This is a genomic window from Pseudomonas sp. CFBP 8758, assembly GCF_014841725.1.
Taxonomy (GTDB): Bacteria; Pseudomonadota; Gammaproteobacteria; order Pseudomonadales; family Pseudomonadaceae; genus Aquipseudomonas; species Aquipseudomonas baltica.
Genome location: NZ_JACYUK010000006.1, coordinates 39,838 through 57,318 on the forward strand (window position 1 = coordinate 39,838; position 17,481 = coordinate 57,318).

Below are 17,481 nucleotides of genomic sequence, written 5' to 3' on the forward strand. Positions count from 1 at the left end.
TCAATCAATAAATGGAAGAGGTTTCATCGATGCCTTCACGGAAAACTGAAACCTGGTCCCACGGTGCAGTAATGCAGGACTCCGGGCTCACTCACTTTGCATTGTGGGCACCGGACGCTTTCTCGGTCGGGCTGCAGGTCGCCGACGGCGAATCGTTGCCCATGCTCGCCGGCAACGACGGCTGGTTCACCCTGGAACACAAGTGCGCGGCCGGTACCGCCTACCGTTTCGATATCGATGGCGAGATGGCAGTGCCTGACCCGGCGTCCCGCGCCCAGCAGGACGACGTGCATTCAGCCAGCCTTGTAGTCGACCCGCTGGCCTACAGTTGGCAGAACACCAGCTGGCTGGGCCGACCATGGTCCCAGGCGGTCATCTATGAACTGCACGTGGGTGCGCTGGGCGGCTACGCCGGTGTCGAATCCCACCTGGCACGCCTTGCAGCCCTGGGCGTCACCGCGATCGAGTTGATGCCCATCGCCGAATTCCCGGGCGAACGCAACTGGGGGTATGACGGCGTCCTGCCGTATGCTCCGGAAGCCTCCTACGGCACACCCGAACAGCTCAAGCATTTGATCGATTGCGCCCATGGCCATGGCCTGATGGTAATCCTCGATGTGGTCTACAACCACTTCGGCCCCGATGGCAATTACCTTGGCCGCTACGCCAAGGGCTTCTTCCGCCACGACAAGAAAACCCCGTGGGGCGATGCCATCGACTTCCGCCGCGATGAGGTAAGAAGTTTCTTCATCGATAACGCCGCCATGTGGCTGCTCGAATACCGTTTCGACGGCCTGCGCTTCGACGCCGTGCATGCCATTCAGGACCCGACCTTCCTGCAGGAGATGGCCACCACCCTGCGCGAGCAGGTCGGCGCCGATCGACACGTCTGGCTGATGCTGGAGAACGAGCACAACCAGGCTCATCTGCTCGAGCAGGGTTACGACGCGCAGTGGAACGACGACGGTCATAACGTGCTGCATGCACTGCTGACCGGCGAAGACGAGGCGTACTACGCCGACTTCAGCGAACAGTCGACCGAAAAGCTGGCGCGTTGCCTGAGTCAGGGTTTCATCTATCAGGGCGATACCAACCAGAAGGGCGAATCGCGTGGCGAACCCAGCGGTCATCTGCCGCCCACTGCCTTCGTGCTGTTTCTGCAGAACCACGACCAGATCGGCAACCGCGCCATGGGTGAGCGCCTGAGTCTGCTGTGCAGCGAACCGGCCCTGCGCGCCGCCACTGCCTTGCTGTTGCTGTCTCCGATGATTCCCATGCTGTTCATGGGCGACGAGTGGGCCGCCGACGAGCCGTTCCTGTTTTTCACCGATCACCACGGCGAATTGGCCGAAGCGGTCCGCGAGGGGCGTCGCGCCGAGTTTGCCGCGTTCGACGCCTTCGCCAACGAAGCAACCCGGGCGAAGATTCCCGATCCGAACGCTGCCAGCACGTTCGAAGCGTCGCGGCCGGACTTCGCCGAATTCCAGTTCCGCCAGGACGGGGCCTGGGTGCAGTTGTATCGCCAGTTGCTGGCCTTGCGCCGCGACGAGATCGTGCCGCGGCTCGATGGTGCCCAGTCACTGGGTGCGCAGGTATTGGCCGACAAGGCGGTGACGGCAAAATGGCGAATGGGCGATGGCAGCGTGTTGCGCATCGATCTGAACCTGAGCGAGGCGACCGTGCCGGCCCATCTGCAGACCGAACACCTGCTGTTCGACAGCCGGCCCCAGAACGACACCACCACCGTACTGAACCAAGGACTGCCCGCCTTTACCGCTCTGGTCAGCTTGATTCCGGCGGGTGACTCGGAGACAGCGGTATGACCGAACAACGCCAACTCCACGATCTTGCCGAGCGCGCCGGCATCGCCGTCGACTGGACCGATGCCAATGGCAAGCCGCAGACGGTTGCCGACGGTGTCCTGCGCAAGGTGCTGCGTGGCCTGGGCCATCCTGCCGATTCAGTGCAAGAGGTCGAGCAAAGCCTGGACGAGTTGCGCAAGACGGCACAGTCGCATCGCCTGCCCCCACTGTTGACGGTCGAACACGGCCAGCCGCTCGATCTTGCGCGGTTCTTCGAGCCGGGTACGGCCTGCGAAGTCAAGCTGGAAGACGGCAGTACGCTGTCGCTGAGCCTGGACAAAAACGGCGCCCTGCCCGGCCTGTTGCCCGTCGGTTATCAGGACGTGCACATCGAGCAGCAGCATTTCACCCTGGCTGTAGCGCCACCACGCTGCTTCAGCGTAGCCGACGCCTATGGCCAGGACACGGCCCACGCCTGGGGGCTGAGTGTTCAGTTGTACGCAGTGCGCCGCAGCGGTGATGGCGGCTTCGGCGACACCCAAGCCCTGGAAACGCTGGTGCGCAGTGCCGGCGAGCGCGGTGCCGATGCCTTGGCGATCAGCCCCATGCACGCCATGAGCAGCAGCGACAACACGCGCTACAGCCCCTACTCGCCTTCGAGCCGGCTGTTTCTCAACAGCCTGTACGCGGCACCTGCCGCGGTGCTCGGTGAAGACGCCGTGCGCACCGCTATCGAAACTTCCGGGTTGGGCGATACCCTGCACGCGCTGGAAGCGTTGCCTTTGGTGGACTGGCCAGCTGCCGCCGGGGCCAAGCAGCGCTTGCTGCGTGCGCTCTATGACAGCTTCTGCCAGAACGAACACCCCCTCAATGCGGATTTCAACGCGTTCCGCCACACCGGTGGCGAAGCGCTGGAGAATCACTGCCGCTACGAGGCTTTGCAGGCCGTCTTCAAGGCTCGCGGTGAAAGCCTCGACTGGCGCCAGTGGCCCCAGCAGTGGCATGACCCACGCGGCACGGCCGTGGCCGAGTTCGCTGCAGCCCACGGCGATGAGATCGCCTTTCATGCATTTTGCCAATGGCTGATCGACCGCTGCCTGGCCAAGGTGCAACAAGCGGCGCGCAGCAGCGGCATGAAGATCGGTCTGATCGCCGACCTTGCCGTGGGTGCCGACGGTGCCGGCAGCCAGGCCTGGAGCCGTCAGGACGAGTTGCTCGCCGACCTGACCGTGGGCGCGCCGCCTGACATTCTGAATCGTTCGGGGCAAAGCTGGGGCATCTCGGCATTCTCGCCCGAGGGTCTGCAGCGCAATGGCTTCCGCGCATTCATCGAGATGCTGCGGGCCAATTTCGCCCACGCCGGTGGCCTGCGCATCGATCACATCATGGGCTTGCAGCGCCTGTGGCTGATTCCGGCCGACGCCAAGCCTGGCGAAGGTGCCTACCTGCAGTTTCCCATCGACGACATGCTGCGCCTGCTCGCGCTCGAATCCCACCGTCACCACGCCGTGGTGCTGGGCGAAGACCTCGGCACGGTGCCCGATGGCTTGCGTGAGAAGCTGGCAGCCCGGCAGATGCTGGGGATGCGCGTGCTGCTGTTCGAACAGAACGACGGCGTGTTCATCGAGAATCAAGCGTGGCCAGACAACGCCCTGGCCACCTCGACCACCCACGACCTGCCGACCCTCAACGGTTGGTGGCGCGGGCGTGACATCGATTGGAACCGCGACTTGGAACTGATCGACGAGCCGACCGAGAAACACTGGCGCGAGACCCGCGAGCACGAGCGTCGCGCGTTGCGCCAGGTGCTTGCACACGAGCTGCAGCAGAGCCAGGTGGAGGGCGTGGACGACATCGATGCGATGATCGACGCCAGTACCCGCTTCCTTGGCCAGACCCCTGCTCCGCTGGTATTGCTGCCGATCGACGATGCCTTGGGTATCGAGGAACAGGCGAACCTGCCGGGCACCATAGACAGTCATCCCAATTGGCGCCGCCGCTACAGCGCCCATGCCCAGAATCTTCTCGACGATGAAGACGCTGCCAGACGCCTAGAGCTGCTGGCCTGCGCCCGCCAACAAGCCAGTGAGCGTTACCGATGAAAAAAATGACGGCCAGCGTTCGGCTGCAGTTGCACAAGGATTTCACCCTGGATGATGCCGCTCGCCTGGTGCCGTATTTTTCCCGGCTCGGCATCAGCCACGTGTACGCGTCTCCCATTCTCAAGGCCCGCCCCGGCTCGATGCACGGCTACGACGTCGTCGACCCGACCCAGGTCAACCCCGAACTGGGTGGCCAGCCCGCGCTGGAGCGGCTGATCGCAGCGCTGCGCGAGCAGGACATGGGTTTCATCCTCGACATCGTGTCCAATCACATGGCCGTGGGGGGTGCGCACAACCCGTGGTGGCTCGACCTGCTCGAGTGGGGGCGTCGCAGCCCGTATTCGGAGTTCTTCGACATTCAGTGGCACTCGCCCGACCCGTTGCTCGAAGGCCAGTTGCTGTTGCCCTTTCTCGGCAGTGACTACGGCGCAGCCCTGCAGGGCGGTGAACTGGTACTGAAGTTCGACGCCGAGCAAGGCAGCTTTTTCGTTGAGCACTACGAGCATCGCTTTCCGATCTGTCCGATCGACTACCCGCACATCCTGGCGGCGTCGGGCAATGCACCGGTCAGCGAGTTGGGCGCGCGCTTCGCCAACCTGCATGGCAGCGACGACGCGTACGGCGAGGCTCGCACGCTGCAAGCCGATCTGGCGACCCGTGTCGCCAGCGGCGGCCTGAACGATGCCATCCAAGCCTCCCTGGCCCAGTTCGATGCTACCAGCGACGAAGGCTTCAACCGCCTGCACGAGCTGCTGGAGCGACAATCCTATCGCCTGGCAAGCTGGCGCACCGCCGGTGACGACATCAACTGGCGGCGCTTCTTCGACGTCAACGAGTTGGGCGGCCTGCGTGTCGAGCGGCCGGCGGTGTTCGAAGCGACCCATGCGAAGATCTTCGAACTGATCGGCGCAGGCCTGGTGGACGGCTTGCGTATCGACCATATCGACGGCCTGGCCGACCCGCGTGGCTATTCGCGCAAACTGCGACGTCGGGTCAACGCCCTGTTGCAGCAGCGCCCGGAGTCCGCGCGCATCGATCACGTACCGATCTACGTCGAGAAGATTCTGGGCGCAGGCGAAACACTGCACCGTGACTGGCAGGTCGATGGCACCACCGGCTACGAGTTCATGAACCAGGTGTCGTTGCTGCAGCATGATCCTGACGGCGAGCAGCCACTGGGCGAGCTGTGGAGCCGCGTCAGTGGCCGCCCCAGCGAGTTCATCGAAGAAGCCCACGTGGCTCGCAACCTGGTACTCAACGGTTCCCTCGCCGGCGATTTCGAGTCCGTGGCCCAGGCCTTGCTGCAAGTGGCCCGCGGCGACTTGATGAGCCGCGACCTGACCCTGGGCGCCATCCGCCGAGCGCTGCAAGAGCTGATCGTGCACTTCCCGGTGTACCGTACCTATATCAACCCGTGCGGACGCCCGGCTGAAGACGAAGCTTTCTTCCACAAGGCTATGGACGGCGCACGCGGTACGTTGGGCGAAGCCGACTGGCCGGTACTCGATTACCTGCAGCGCTGGCTGGGTGGCGAACGCTGGCGCGCGCTGCCCATCGGCCGTCGACGCAAGCTGATTCGCCACGCCTGCGTGCGCTTCCAGCAACTGACATCGCCGGCGGCGGCCAAGGCTGTCGAGGACACTGCATTCTACCGCTCTGCCGTATTGCTTTCGCGCAACGACGTCGGTTTCGAGACCGAACTGTTCGCCGGCACCCCGGAAGCGTTCGACCAGGCCTGTCAGCAGCGCCTCGAGCATTTCCCGGACAATCTGCTGGCCACTGCCACCCACGACCACAAGCGGGGCGAAGACACCCGTACGCGCCTGGCCGTGCTCAGCGAGCGCGCACCCTGGTACGTCGAGCAAGTGCAGCAATGGCTGGAGCTGGCTGCGCCGCTGCGCAGTGCCTTCGGCGACGGCCATGCACCGAGTGGTGGCGACGAGCTGATGCTTTACCAGGCACTGCTGGGCAGCTGGCCGCTGGACTTGCGCAGTGACGACGTCGAAGGCCTGACCGCCTACGCCGAGCGCCTGTACCAATGGCAACAGAAGGCGTTGCGCGAAGCCAAGCTGATCAGCAGTTGGAGTGCGCCGAACGAAGCCTACGAAACAGCCTGCCGCGACTTTCTCGAGCAATTGCTGCTGAGCGACAAGGGTCGCCCGCTGCGCGATGCCATTGCCGCCGCCAGTCGCACCATTGCGCCCAGCGGCGCGCTGGACAGCCTGGTGCAAACCCTGCTGCGCATGACCGTGCCCGGCATCCCCGATCTGTATCAGGGCGCCGAGTACTGGGATTTCAGCCTGGTCGATCCGGACAATCGTCGTCCGGTGGATTACGCCGCACGCGAACATTCGCTCGACGCCCGCCCTGCGGTCAGCGAATTGCTGCAAGACTGGCACGATGGTCGCATCAAGCAGGCCATGATCCAGCGCACGCTTCAGGCTCGTGCCGCACACCCGGCGCTATTCCGGGACGGCAGCTACCAGAAGCTCGACGTCCAGGGTGTGCATGCCGATCGCATTCACGCGTTCGCTCGCGTACTGGACGGCACGACGGCCATAGTGATCGTGCCCCGTCTGGCCAGCGGCCTGTTGGCCGATGCCCAGACGCCTTTGATCGATGCCAGCGCTTGGGGCGACACCCGTGTCGTTTTGCCATCGGTGCAATCCGGGGCTACATTGAAGGGACTTTTCTCCGACCACGCAGTCACAGCAGAGAAGGAATTGTTGGTGAGCACTGCGCTGAAAGAGTTTCCCGTCAATCTCTTCCTACAAAGTGAGCTGTAATAAGGAGCGTTGAAATGAGTGCCGACGATAAACGAGTCCGCGAATTCGCCTATCAGATCTGGGAATCCGAAGGTCAGCCCGAAGGGCAGGACGAGCGCCATTGGGAGATGGCACGCAAACTGGCCGAGGCTGAGGCGCTAGCACCTTCCAAGCCGGCCAAGGGCAAAGCTGCGGCCAAGCCCAAGGCGGCCGCTCAGCCCAAGCCCAAGCCAGCTGGCGAGGGTCCTGCTGCCAAACCCAAGGCCCCGGGCAAGGCTGCTGAGCCAGCCGATGCAGCAGCGGATCCCGCCGCCAAGGCCGACGGTGCTGGCAAGCCACCGGCACCGAAGAAGCCGCGTCCACCGAAAAAGCCCGCTGCAAAGTGACACCCGCCCGCGTACTGCCGCTACCTGGCACGCGGGCACATCTTCCGTCGGTCCAGCCCCAGGGCTGGATGGCTGCAGTTACCGAACTTCACGTGCCCGTCACCCGGACGGCACGTTCACCGACCCGTTGCCTGCCTCAGCACCTCCCGACTCTGAAGACACCGATGATGCTATGACATCTGCCTGCGCCGTATGCGTGCAAAACAAGAGCAAGGATCGACCATGAGTCCGCACAAGAAAGCTGCACCCGCGCCAGAACCGACCGAACCGTCGCGTATTCGCGAAGGCCTGCCCTTCCCGCTTGGCGCCACCTGGACCGGTCTGGGTGTGAACTTCGCACTGTTTTCCGCCAATGCCACCAAGGTCGAACTTTGTATCTTCGATGCCAGTGGCGAAGAGGAAATCGAGCGCATCGAGTTGCCCGAGTATACCGACGAGATCTACCACGGCTACTTGCCCGACGCCCACCCAGGGCTGATCTACGGCTACCGTGTGCATGGCCCTTACGACCCCGAGAACGGCCACCGTTTCAACCCCAACAAGCTGCTGATCGACCCCTACGCCAAGCAGCTGGTAGGCGAACTCAAGTGGTCCGAGGCCCTGTTCGGCTATACCATCGGCCATCCCGATGGTGACCTTAGTTTCGATGAACGCGACAGCGCTCCGTTCGTGCCGAAGAGCAAAGTCATCGACCCGGCCTACACCTGGGGCCGCGACCATCGCGTCAGTGTGCCGTGGGACAAGACCATCTTCTACGAGGCCCATGTGCGCGGCCTGACCATGCAGCACCCTGCCGTGCCTGAGTCCCTGCGCGGGACCTTCGCCGGCCTCGCCGTGCCGGAAGTGGTCGACCACCTGAAGAACCTGGGGGTGACGTCGATCGAGTTGCTGCCGATCCATGGCTTCGTCAACGACCAGCACCTGTTGCAGAAAGGCCTCAACAACTACTGGGGCTACAACAGCATTGCGTTCTTCGCGCCGCATTCGCGCTACATCGCCAGCGGCAAGATAGCCGAGTTCAAGGAGATGATCGCGCACCTGCACGACGCCGGCCTGGAAGTCATTCTCGACGTGGTCTACAACCACACCGCCGAAGGCAACGAGCAAGGGCCGACGCTGTCGATGCGCGGCATCGACAACGCTTCCTACTATCGCTTGATGCCCGAGAACAAGCGCTATTACATCAACGACTCAGGCACCGGCAACACGCTGGACCTGAGCCATCCCTGCGTGTTGCAGATGGTCACCGACTCGCTGCGCTACTGGGCCTCGGAAATGCACGTCGACGGTTTCCGCTTCGACCTGGCAACCATCCTCGGCCGCTACCACGACGGCTTCTCGGAACGTCACAGCTTCCTCGTTGCCTGTCGCCAGGACCCGGTGCTGCGCTCGGTGAAGCTCATCGCCGAGCCGTGGGACTGTGGCCCCGGTGGTTATCAGGTGGGCGGCTTCGCGCCGGGTTGGGCCGAATGGAACGATCGCTTCCGCGACACCGTACGGGCGTTCTGGAAAGGTGACGACGGCCAGCTTGCCGACTTCGCCGCGCGCATGACCGGTTCGGGCGACATGTTCAATCAGCGCGGTCGCCGGCCCTATTCTTCGGTCAACTTCATCACCGCGCACGATGGCTTTACCCTGCGCGACCTGGTGTCGTACAACGACAAGCACAACGAAGACAACGACGAAGACAACCAGGACGGCACCAGTAACAACGTCTCCTGGAACCACGGTGTCGAAGGCCCCAGTGACGATCCGGAAATCATCGAACTGCGCCTGCGCCAGATGCGCAACTTCTTTACCACCCTGTTGTTCTCCCAAGGTACGCCGATGATCGTCGCCGGCGACGAGTTCTCGCGCACGCAGGGTGGCAACAACAATGCCTACTGCCAGGACAGCGAGATCGGCTGGGTCAACTGGGAGCTCGACGAAGACGGCAAGGGCCTGCTGCGTTTCGTCAAACGCCTGATCAAGCTGCGCAACAGCTACCCGATCCTGCGCCGCAATCGCTTTCTGGTCGGCGAGTACAACGAAGCCATCGGCGTCAAGGACGTGACCTGGCTTGACCCGCTGGGCAACGAGATGACCGCCGAGCAATGGGAAGACGCCCATGGCCGCTGCCTGGGGATGATGCTCGATGGCCGCGCGCAGCCCAGTGGCATTCGCAAACCGGGCGCCGATGCGACCCTGCTGCTGATCGTCAATGCTCACCATGACGTCGTCAACTTCACCCTTCCCGAAGTACCGGAAGGTGAATACTGGAATTGCCGCATCGACACCAACCGCCCGGATCTGGGTGAGCATGAGCGTCTGGAATTCGGCAGCGAATTCCAGGTGACCGGTCGCTCGATGCTGATGTTCGAACTGCACCGGGATGTCGAAGAATGAAACCGACCCTGACCGAGGCTCTGACTTGGCCGGCGCAGGGTTACGCCGACACTGCGGCACTGGGCAAGGAACTGCGGCGGCTGTGCGCCTCGGGCCTGGACAGCCTGCCGCTGCCCGCCGGCGGCGACACTTTGCAGCGCTGGCAGTGCCTGGCGGCCGTGGCCGGGCATGATCTGGGCCTGTGCAAACTGTACGAAGGCCACACTGACGCGTTGGCCATCATGCAGGAACTGGGCGCCGATCCCGCGCCCGAGGGCTCGATCTGGGGCACTTGGGCCTCGGAGCCGCCCCAGGCACGGGTGATGGTTCGCCACGAAGGTGACCGCGTGCTGCTCAGCGGCCGCAAGGCCTGGTGTTCGGGCGCCAGCGTCGTCACCCATGGCCTGCTTACGGCCTGGGATGACGATGGCCAGCAACAACTGGTCGCGGTGCCGATGGACCAGGCCAACCTGTGCGTCACCGACGACGGCTGGAACGCCGTGGGCATGGCCAACACCGGCAGCGTCGAGATCCTGCTGGAAAACGCCGAGGGCTGGTGCGTCGGAACCGCAGGAAGCTACCTCAACCGCCCCGGTTTCTGGCTGGGCGGCATCGGCATCGCCGCGTGCTGGTTCGGTGCTGCCCGCGAGCTTGGGCGCTATCTGGCCCAGCACTGCCATGCCCGGCCCGAACCTCATGCACTGGCGCACCTGGGCGCAGTGGATCGAGCATTGGCGGCCTGCATTGCCGTCCTGCGCCAGGCCGCCATTGCTGCCGACCAGCAGCCCGATGGCCATTTCGAGCATTCGGCGCGACTGTGCCGCGCGGTGGCTGAACACACCGCCGACACCGTCATCAGCCATGTCGGCCGAGCCCTGGGCGCGGGCCCGTACTGCAAGGATCCTCATTTCGCCCGGTTGATCGCCGATCTGCCGGTATACCTGCGACAGAGCCATGCCGAGCGCGACCTCGCTGCGCTGGGCCAGTTGCTCGGCGCCCCCACGACGCGGACCTGGAGTTTATGAAAGAAAACCCTATCGTAGGCCAGGGCACGCCCCTGCAGGCCTGGCGCGGCTCGCGACACTTGGCCGAACTGCCATTGATCGACGCCCAGACACTGGTACCGGCCGGCTCGCGGGCGGTGATCATCGCCCCGCATCCGGACGATGAAGTGCTCGGCTGTGGTGGGCTTTTGCAATTGCTGGCAGGGCTGGATCGGCAGATCCTGATCATTTCCGTCACCGACGGCAGCGCCAGCCATCCGGGCTCGCAGACGTGGCCCGCCGAACGCCTCAGCGCGGTGCGCCCGCAGGAGAGCGCCGAGGCGCTGCACCGTCTGGGCCTACCCCTGCACAGCTTGCAATGGATTCGCGGAGGCTTTGCCGACAGCGGTGTGGCGCACGAAGAGCAACGACTCACCGAGTTCATTCAGCGCTACCTCAAGCCCACCGATGTGGTGTTCAGCACCTGGTGCAACGATGGCCACACCGACCATGAGGCGGTAGGCCGTGCGGGCGCAACGGCGGCCGCGGCTGCTGGCGCGAGCCATCATGAACTGCCGATCTGGACCTGGCACTGGGCGCAGCCCGAAGACGATCGGATCCCATGGTCGCGCGCGCGCAAGCTGCCGCTGGACAAGGTGATGGTGGCGCGCAAGAGCCATGCGGTGCATGCCTTCGCCAGTCAGCTGGAAGGCGATCCACAGATAGGCCTGGCGCCTGTGCTGCCCCCCTACGTTCTGGAGCGGTTGCTGCAGCCGTTCGAGGTGGTGTTTCTATGAGCGGACAAAGCGTCGACAACCAGTATTTCGACAAGCTCTACGAGGGCAACGACGACCCCTGGGCCATGCGTCATCGCTGGTACGAGCGGCGCAAGCGGGCATTGCTGCTCGCCTGCCTGCCGCAGGAGCGATATGGCGCGATCTTCGAGCCCGGTTGTGCCAACGGCGAGACCAGCCTGGCACTGGCCACGCGCTGCGACTCCCTGCTCAGCTGCGACATGAATACCCGCGCGGTGGGCCTGACCCAGGCGCGCCTGAGCGACATCGCCCACGCCCAGGCGCGACAGGCTGCCCTGCCCGCCGACTGGCCAGGCGAGCGCTTCGACCTCATCGTGCTCAATGAACTGGGTTACTACCTGAGTCGCGCCGACCTCAGCCAGGTCATCGAGAAAGCTCGTGCTTGCTTGAACCCCGGTGGCCAGGTGGTTGCCTGTCACTGGCTGGCGAGCATCGAGGGTGCGCCGCAGACGGCCACGCAGGTCCACGAACAGCTGCACGCGGAATTGGGCATGCACCGGCTGGTGGAACACAGGGAGGGTGATTTTCTACTGGAACTGTGGAGCTGCGAGTCGACGACCGTCGCCCAGCACGAGGGATTGCGCTGACCCTTGGAACACGCAGACTTGATACTCAGTCGAAAAAAAGGGGCTCCGTGAAGGAGCCCCTTTTCATTACCGTCAGCCCTGGATATCGGCCCGCGTAGGACGCAGGATCAATACACCCAGCGGTGGCAGGTTGAGGCTGATGGCGTGAGGTTGGCCATGGCTGCCCTCCTCTTCGGCGAAGACCTTGCCGCCGTTGCCGTAGTTGGAGCCAGCGTACTGCTCGGCGTCGCTGTTGAGCAGCTCTTCCCACTCGCCACCGAACGGCACGCCTACGCGGTAGGCCTCGCGCGGAACCGGCGTGAAGTTGGCCACCACCAGCACCGGCTCGTTATTGGCACTCCAGCGCAGCCAGGCAAAGACACTGTTGGTGGCGTCGTCGCCGATCAACCACTGGAAGCCCTCGGGCTGGCAGTCCTGCTGGTGCAGTGCCGGTACTTCGCGGTACAGCCTGTTGAGGTCGGCGATCAGCTGCTGAACACCCTTGTGTTCGGAGTACTCGGTGAGGTACCAATCCAGCTGATGATCGTGGTTCCACTCTCGCCACTGGCCGAACTCGCAACCCATGAACAACAGCTTCTTGCCCGGATGAGTCCACATAAAACTCAGGTAGGCACGCAGGTTGGCAAACTTCTGCCAGCGGTCACCGGGCATCTTGTCGATCAGCGAGTGTTTGCCATGCACGACCTCATCATGGGAAATCGGCAGCACGAAATGTTCTGAATAGGCATACACCAAACCAAAACTGAGCTGCCCGTGATGATGCGGCCTGTGGATCGGATCGTTCTGGACGTAGTTGAGCGTGTCATGCATCCAGCCCATGTTCCACTTGTAGTCGAAACCCAGGCCGCCTTCCTGTGTGGGCTGAGTCACGCCCGGCCAGGCGGTGGACTCTTCGGCTATCACCATGGCCCCCGGTGCTTCCTGTTTCACCACGTCATTGAGGTGACGCAGGAACGCGATGGTTTCCAGGTTCTCACGGCCGCCGTACTCGTTGGGCACCCATTCCCCTGCCTTGCGCGAATAGTCGCGGTACAGCATCGACGCCACGGCATCGACGCGCAGGCCGTCGATATGGAACTGCTTGAGCCAGTGAACCGCGGAGGCAATCATGAAGCCATGCACTTCAGTGCGGCCCAGGTTGTAGATCAGCGTGTTCCAGTCTTGATGGAAGCCCTCCAGCGGGTTGTCGTATTCGTACAGCGCAGTGCCGTCGAAACGCGCCAGGCCATGCTCGTCGGTGGGGAAATGCGCCGGGACCCAGTCCAGGATCACACCGATTTCGGCTTTGTGGCAGGCATTGACGAACGCCGCGAAGTCTTCCGGCGTGCCATAGCGGGCCGACGGCGCGAACTGCGACAACGGCTGATAACCCCACGAACCGCCGAATGGGTGCTCCATGATCGGCAGCAACTCGATGTGGGTGAAGCCCATCTTCTGCACGTACGGAATCAGGCGCTCGGCCAGTTCATGCCAGTTGTAGGGACGAACCACCTCGCCTGCTTCGTCGAGCTCGCACATCCATGAACCGGCGTGCAGTTCGTAGATCGACTGTGGTGCACCCAGCGCGTGACGCTCGGCGCGGATATCCAGCCAAGCGTTGTCGTCCCAGGCGAACTGCATCGGCTTGGCCACCCGCGAGGCGGTGGACGGCGGCAACTCGGTGCACAGGGCAATCGGGTCGGCCTTGAGCGGCAGAATGCCGTGCTGGCCAAGAATCTCGTATTTATACGGTTCGCCAGGCTGCAGGCCGGGGATGAACAACTCCCAGACGCCGGCCGGGAAGCGTTGGCGCATTGGATGACGGCGACCGTCCCAGACGTTGAAGTCACCGACCACCGAAACCCGCTTGGCGTTCGGTGCCCAGACGGCGAAGCGCACGCCCTGCACGCCTTCGATTTCGATGAACTGGGCACCGAAGACGCTGCCCAGGTTGCGATGCTTGCCCTCTGCAAACAGGTAGATGTCCATGTCGCCGAGCAGATTGCCGTAGCTGTACGGGTCTTCGCTGACCTGCACCCCCCCGGCCCACTGCACGCGCAGCAGGTAGGGTTGGCTTTGCTCGATATGGCCGGTGAACAACCCGGGCACGTCGCCCTGGTCGAGGGTCGTTAGTGGATGCCCCCCGTCCTTGGCCAATACCTGCACGCTCAGGGCCGTCGGCAGGTAGGCACGGATGTAGCTGCCTGTGCCGCCATCGCTATGGGCACCCAGAACCGAGAACGGATCGGAATGGTCGGCACGGATCAGCGCCTCGATATCGGCTTTTGCCGGCAACGCGCCGGAATCGCGCTTGCCATGTTCGCTGTGCGCACTCATTGCTTATTCTCCCTCGTACTCAAGAGCCCGAACAGTCCGTGCAAGGGCACGGCCAACCAGCTCGGGCGATTCTCCGCTTCATAAGCGATCTCGTAGGCAGCCTTTTCCAGGCTGAACAAATCCAGTGCCGCGCGCGCGCCGTCCGGGTCCTGCCACTGATGTGGCACGGCCTTGGTCGCCAGGTCGTAGGCGCCGATGAACGCATGGCGGGCCTCGGCCAGGTAGCGCTGGGCCACGCGCTGGCGCGCCGATGCTGCTTCCTCGGAGGCATCGGTGCTTTGTACATTGCGGATCGCCATGGCCGCAGCGTAGTCGAACGAACGCAATACGCCTCCTACATCCTTGTAAGGACTGTATTTGGCGCGGCGCTCTTCGAGTGGCCGTGCAGGCTCGCCCTCGAAGTCGATCAGGTAGGCATCACCCTGCACCACCAGCATCTGGCCCAGGTGCAGGTCACCATGGACCCGCATGATCAGACCGCCAGTGGCCTGCGCGCTGAGGCGCTCGACCTGGGCCAGCAACTCTTCGCGTCGGCCCAGCAGTTCGGCCACCAAAGCCTGGTCCTGCTCGGCAAATTCGGCGCGGCGCTGCTCGAGCAGGCCCAGCGCCCGCTCGACCTGGCTGGCGATGCTTGTAGCCCAGCCTTGGGCATCTTTCCGGTTGCTCACCCGGGCGAGGAAATCGGCCTGGGCGCCGGACGCCGCCAGGGCGACGTGCATCTCGCCCAGGCGCTGGCCGAGCATGCCGGCAAAGTCTGCCAGCTCGCCCAGTGCGTCGTAGCGCTGGCCTTGTTCGGAATGGGCGAAGGCCATCTCGTCGCGAATCGCGCGCTCGAGGTTGTTCTGGGTCCATTCCCAGGCGTCGCCCTGATTGTTCAGGTAACCCTGGGCAATCATCAGCAAGTGCGGTGTTCCGCTGGCATCCACACGGCTGACGGACCCCATCAGCGGCGAGATGTTGGCGTAGCCCGCGGCGGTCAGGTAGGCACCCATTTCCAGCTCTGGATGGATGCCACCGCTGACGCGGCGAATCATCTTCAGCACCAGGCTGCCGCCGACCACGACCGAGCTGTTGGACTGCTCGGCCGACAGGTAGCGGATCACCGAAGTCTGGTCGAGATTCAGGGCCGTCAGATGCTCGGTGGCCTGGAAGCGGATCTCGCCTTCGCCGGTCGCCAGGGTCTTCTCGACCTGAAGCCCTTCGATCACCGAGTGGATGAAGTTTTCCAGGACGAAGGCGTCGGTGATCAGGCCGACTTCACGGCCGCGCCGAACACGCGACAGCGCCAGTTGCAAGGGCAGCGGCGAGCCGCTGTGCTCCTCGGGAATGAAGCCGAACGGGAACTGGTAGCGGCTGGTCTGGCCACCGGCGGTGACCTCCAGCTCACTGAGGAGCACCGGGCTTTGCGGCGTGCCGAAGCGCACGCCGTAAGCGATGCGCAGGTTGTCTATGGCTACGTCCTTGCCGCCGAACCAGCGTCGCTTGGGCAGGTACTGCAGCAGAGAGGTGTTTTCCAGAGTGCTGCGCGACGGCTCGTCGAGCAACTCCTCCATCCGTTGTTTCAAAACCAGGGTCTGGAAGTCAGGCATGCTTTGGGCCGGTTCGACGTGCCAACTCGGCATCTGGGTTTCGCTGGCCAGCAGGAACCAATAGAAGCCGTAGGGTGGCAAGGTCAGCAGAAAATTCAGCTGACCGATGGGTGGGAAGGCGCTGCCGCCGAGCATCTCTACCGGCACCATGCCGGCGTACGGGGACAGATCCAATTCAGCCGCTTGGGCGGCACGCGAGACGTTGGCTACGCACAACACGATCTCGGTCTTGCCATCGCTGCCGGTGTATTCACGCACGTAGGCCAGGATGCGGCGGTTGGTCGGCGTGAGCATGGTCAGGGTGCCACGGCCGAACGCTTTTTGCTGACGGCGCACGGCGAGCATGCGCCGGGTCCAGTTCAGCAGCGAGTGCGGGTCGTTGGCCTGGGTTTCGACGTTGACCGACTGGTAGCCGTAGAGCGGATCCATGATCGGCGGCAGCACTAGGCTGGCCGGGTCGGCGCGAGAGAAGCCGCCGTTTCGGTCGATCGACCACTGCATGGGCGTGCGCACACCGTCGCGGTCACCCAGGTAGATATTGTCGCCCATGCCGATTTCGTCACCGTAATAAAGGGTCGGTGTGCCGGGCATGGACAGCAGCAGGCTGTTGAGCAATTCGACCCGGCGGCGGTCACGTTCGAGCAGCGGCGCCAGGCGACGACGAATGCCGAGGTTGATCCGCGCGCGGCTGTCGGCCGCGTAGTAGTTCCACAGGTAATCGCGCTCACGGTCGGTGACCATTTCCAGGGTCAGTTCATCGTGGTTGCGCAGGAAGATCGCCCATTGGCAGTTGGCTGGAATGGCAGGCGTCTGGCGCAGAATGTCGGTGACCGGAAAGCGGTCTTCCTGCGCCAGTGCCATGTACATGCGTGGCATCAACGGGAAATGGAACGCCATGTGGCACTCGTCGCCGTTGTCGCCGTGAGCATCGCCGAAGTACAGCTGGGTGTCCTCTGGCCACTGGTTGGCCTCGGCCAGCAGCATGCGGTCCGGGTAATTGGCGTCGATCTCGGCACGGATCTGCTTGAGCACCTGGTGGGTTTCGGGCAGGTTCTCATTGTTGGTGCCGTCACGCTCGATCAAATACGGAATGGCATCCAGGCGCAGACCGTCGATGCCCATGTCCAGCCAGTAGCGCATGACGTCAATGACTGCTTTCATCACTTGCGGGTTGTCGAAATTCAAATCCGGCTGGTGCGAATAGAAACGGTGCCAGAAGTATTGGCCTGCGACGGGGTCCCAGGTCCAGTTGGACTTCTCGGTATCGAGAAAGATGATTCGCGTGCCGTCGTATTTCTCGTCGCTGTCGGACCACACATAGAAATCGCGAGCCTTGGAGCCCTTCTTGGCCTTGCGCGCGCGCTGAAACCAGGGGTGCTGGTCGGAAGTGTGGTTGATCACCAGCTCGGTGATCACACGCAAGCCGCGCTTGTGCGCCTCGCTGATGAAACGTCGCACATCGGCCAACGTGCCGTAGTCCGAGTGCACCGCCTTGTACTCGGCGATGTCGTAGCCGTCGTCGCGACGCGGCGACGGGTAGAACGGCAGCAGCCAAATGGTATTGACGCCCAGATCGGCGATGTAATCGAGTTTGGCGATCAACCCCGGAAAGTCACCGATGCCGTCGTTGTCGGAGTCGAAGAACGACTTGACGTGGACCTGATAGATAACCGCATCCTTGTACCAGAGCGGATCATCGATGAACGCTTGCGACCGAGGCTTTTTCGCCATTGTGGATTCCCTGTAGTGAGCAGCGTGTCTAAAGCGGCTGG

At 63.4% G+C, this 17,481-nt stretch carries 10 protein-coding genes; 8 read left to right on the top strand and 2 right to left on the bottom strand.

What is annotated here, in order from left to right; genetic code table 11:
- The first annotated feature begins 29 nt into the window (after positions 1-29).
- From treZ to IFT75_RS14230, 8 genes are all read left to right on the top strand, one after another.
- Positions 30-1,823, top strand: a complete 1,794-nt coding sequence (treZ, locus tag IFT75_RS14195) for a malto-oligosyltrehalose trehalohydrolase (RefSeq protein WP_185793242.1) — start codon at positions 30-32, stop codon at positions 1,821-1,823.
- Positions 1,820-3,904, top strand: coding sequence for a 4-alpha-glucanotransferase (gene malQ / locus IFT75_RS14200; RefSeq protein ID WP_192055269.1), 2,085 nt, complete (start codon positions 1,820-1,822; stop codon positions 3,902-3,904). The genes treZ and malQ overlap by 4 nt, the downstream gene beginning before the upstream one ends.
- Positions 3,901-6,690 (top strand): malto-oligosyltrehalose synthase, encoded by a 2,790-nt coding sequence (locus tag IFT75_RS14205; RefSeq protein ID WP_192055271.1) that lies wholly within the window; start codon positions 3,901-3,903, stop codon positions 6,688-6,690. Before malQ ends, IFT75_RS14205 begins: the two co-directional genes overlap by 4 nt.
- Positions 6,691-6,704: 14 nt before the next feature.
- The gene (locus tag IFT75_RS14210) at positions 6,705-7,055 is read left to right on the top strand and encodes a DUF2934 domain-containing protein (protein ID WP_192055273.1); all 351 of its coding nucleotides are present in this window, start codon (positions 6,705-6,707) and stop codon (positions 7,053-7,055) included.
- 222 nt (positions 7,056-7,277) lie between these two features.
- The gene (glgX, locus tag IFT75_RS14215) at positions 7,278-9,440 is read left to right on the top strand and encodes a glycogen debranching protein GlgX (RefSeq protein ID WP_122477839.1); all 2,163 of its coding nucleotides are present in this window, start codon (positions 7,278-7,280) and stop codon (positions 9,438-9,440) included.
- The gene (locus IFT75_RS14220) at positions 9,437-10,444 is read left to right on the top strand and encodes an acyl-CoA dehydrogenase family protein (protein ID WP_192055275.1); all 1,008 of its coding nucleotides are present in this window, start codon (positions 9,437-9,439) and stop codon (positions 10,442-10,444) included. Before glgX ends, IFT75_RS14220 begins: the two co-directional genes overlap by 4 nt.
- Complete coding sequence (locus tag IFT75_RS14225; protein ID WP_122477836.1) at positions 10,441-11,199, top strand: PIG-L deacetylase family protein; 759 nt, start codon at positions 10,441-10,443, stop codon at positions 11,197-11,199. The genes IFT75_RS14220 and IFT75_RS14225 overlap by 4 nt, the downstream gene beginning before the upstream one ends.
- The gene (locus IFT75_RS14230; RefSeq protein ID WP_192055276.1) at positions 11,196-11,804 is read left to right on the top strand and encodes a class I SAM-dependent methyltransferase; all 609 of its coding nucleotides are present in this window, start codon (positions 11,196-11,198) and stop codon (positions 11,802-11,804) included. The genes IFT75_RS14225 and IFT75_RS14230 overlap by 4 nt, the downstream gene beginning before the upstream one ends.
- 72 nt (positions 11,805-11,876) lie before the next feature.
- Here the strand turns inward: IFT75_RS14230 and glgB are convergent, their stop codons facing one another.
- Entirely contained in the window at positions 11,877-14,120 is a 2,244-nt protein-coding gene (glgB, locus tag IFT75_RS14235) for a 1,4-alpha-glucan branching protein GlgB (RefSeq protein ID WP_185793235.1), read from the bottom strand.
- Positions 14,117-17,440, bottom strand: coding sequence for a maltose alpha-D-glucosyltransferase (gene treS, locus IFT75_RS14240; RefSeq protein WP_192055278.1), 3,324 nt, complete (start codon positions 17,438-17,440; stop codon positions 14,117-14,119). The genes glgB and treS overlap by 4 nt, the downstream gene beginning before the upstream one ends.
- Positions 17,441-17,481: the final 41 nt, after the last annotated feature.

What these genes read in the sequence shown, in the direction of transcription:
- treZ (WP_185793242.1), top strand. Translation starts at nt 30, where the DNA reads ATGCCTTCACGGAAAACTGAAACCTGGTCCCACGGTGCAGTAATGCAG.
- malQ (WP_192055269.1), top strand. Translation starts at nt 1,820, where the DNA reads ATGACCGAACAACGCCAACTCCACGATCTTGCCGAGCGCGCCGGCATC.
- IFT75_RS14205 (WP_192055271.1), top strand. Translation starts at nt 3,901, where the DNA reads ATGAAAAAAATGACGGCCAGCGTTCGGCTGCAGTTGCACAAGGATTTC.
- IFT75_RS14210 (WP_192055273.1), top strand. Translation starts at nt 6,705, where the DNA reads ATGAGTGCCGACGATAAACGAGTCCGCGAATTCGCCTATCAGATCTGG.
- glgX (WP_122477839.1), top strand. Translation starts at nt 7,278, where the DNA reads ATGAGTCCGCACAAGAAAGCTGCACCCGCGCCAGAACCGACCGAACCG.
- IFT75_RS14220 (WP_192055275.1), top strand. Translation starts at nt 9,437, where the DNA reads ATGAAACCGACCCTGACCGAGGCTCTGACTTGGCCGGCGCAGGGTTAC.
- IFT75_RS14225 (WP_122477836.1), top strand. Translation starts at nt 10,441, where the DNA reads ATGAAAGAAAACCCTATCGTAGGCCAGGGCACGCCCCTGCAGGCCTGG.
- IFT75_RS14230 (WP_192055276.1), top strand. Translation starts at nt 11,196, where the DNA reads ATGAGCGGACAAAGCGTCGACAACCAGTATTTCGACAAGCTCTACGAG.
- glgB (WP_185793235.1), bottom strand. Translation starts at nt 14,120, where the DNA reads ATGAGTGCGCACAGCGAACATGGCAAGCGCGATTCCGGCGCGTTGCCG.
- treS (WP_192055278.1), bottom strand. Translation starts at nt 17,440, where the DNA reads ATGGCGAAAAAGCCTCGGTCGCAAGCGTTCATCGATGATCCGCTCTGG.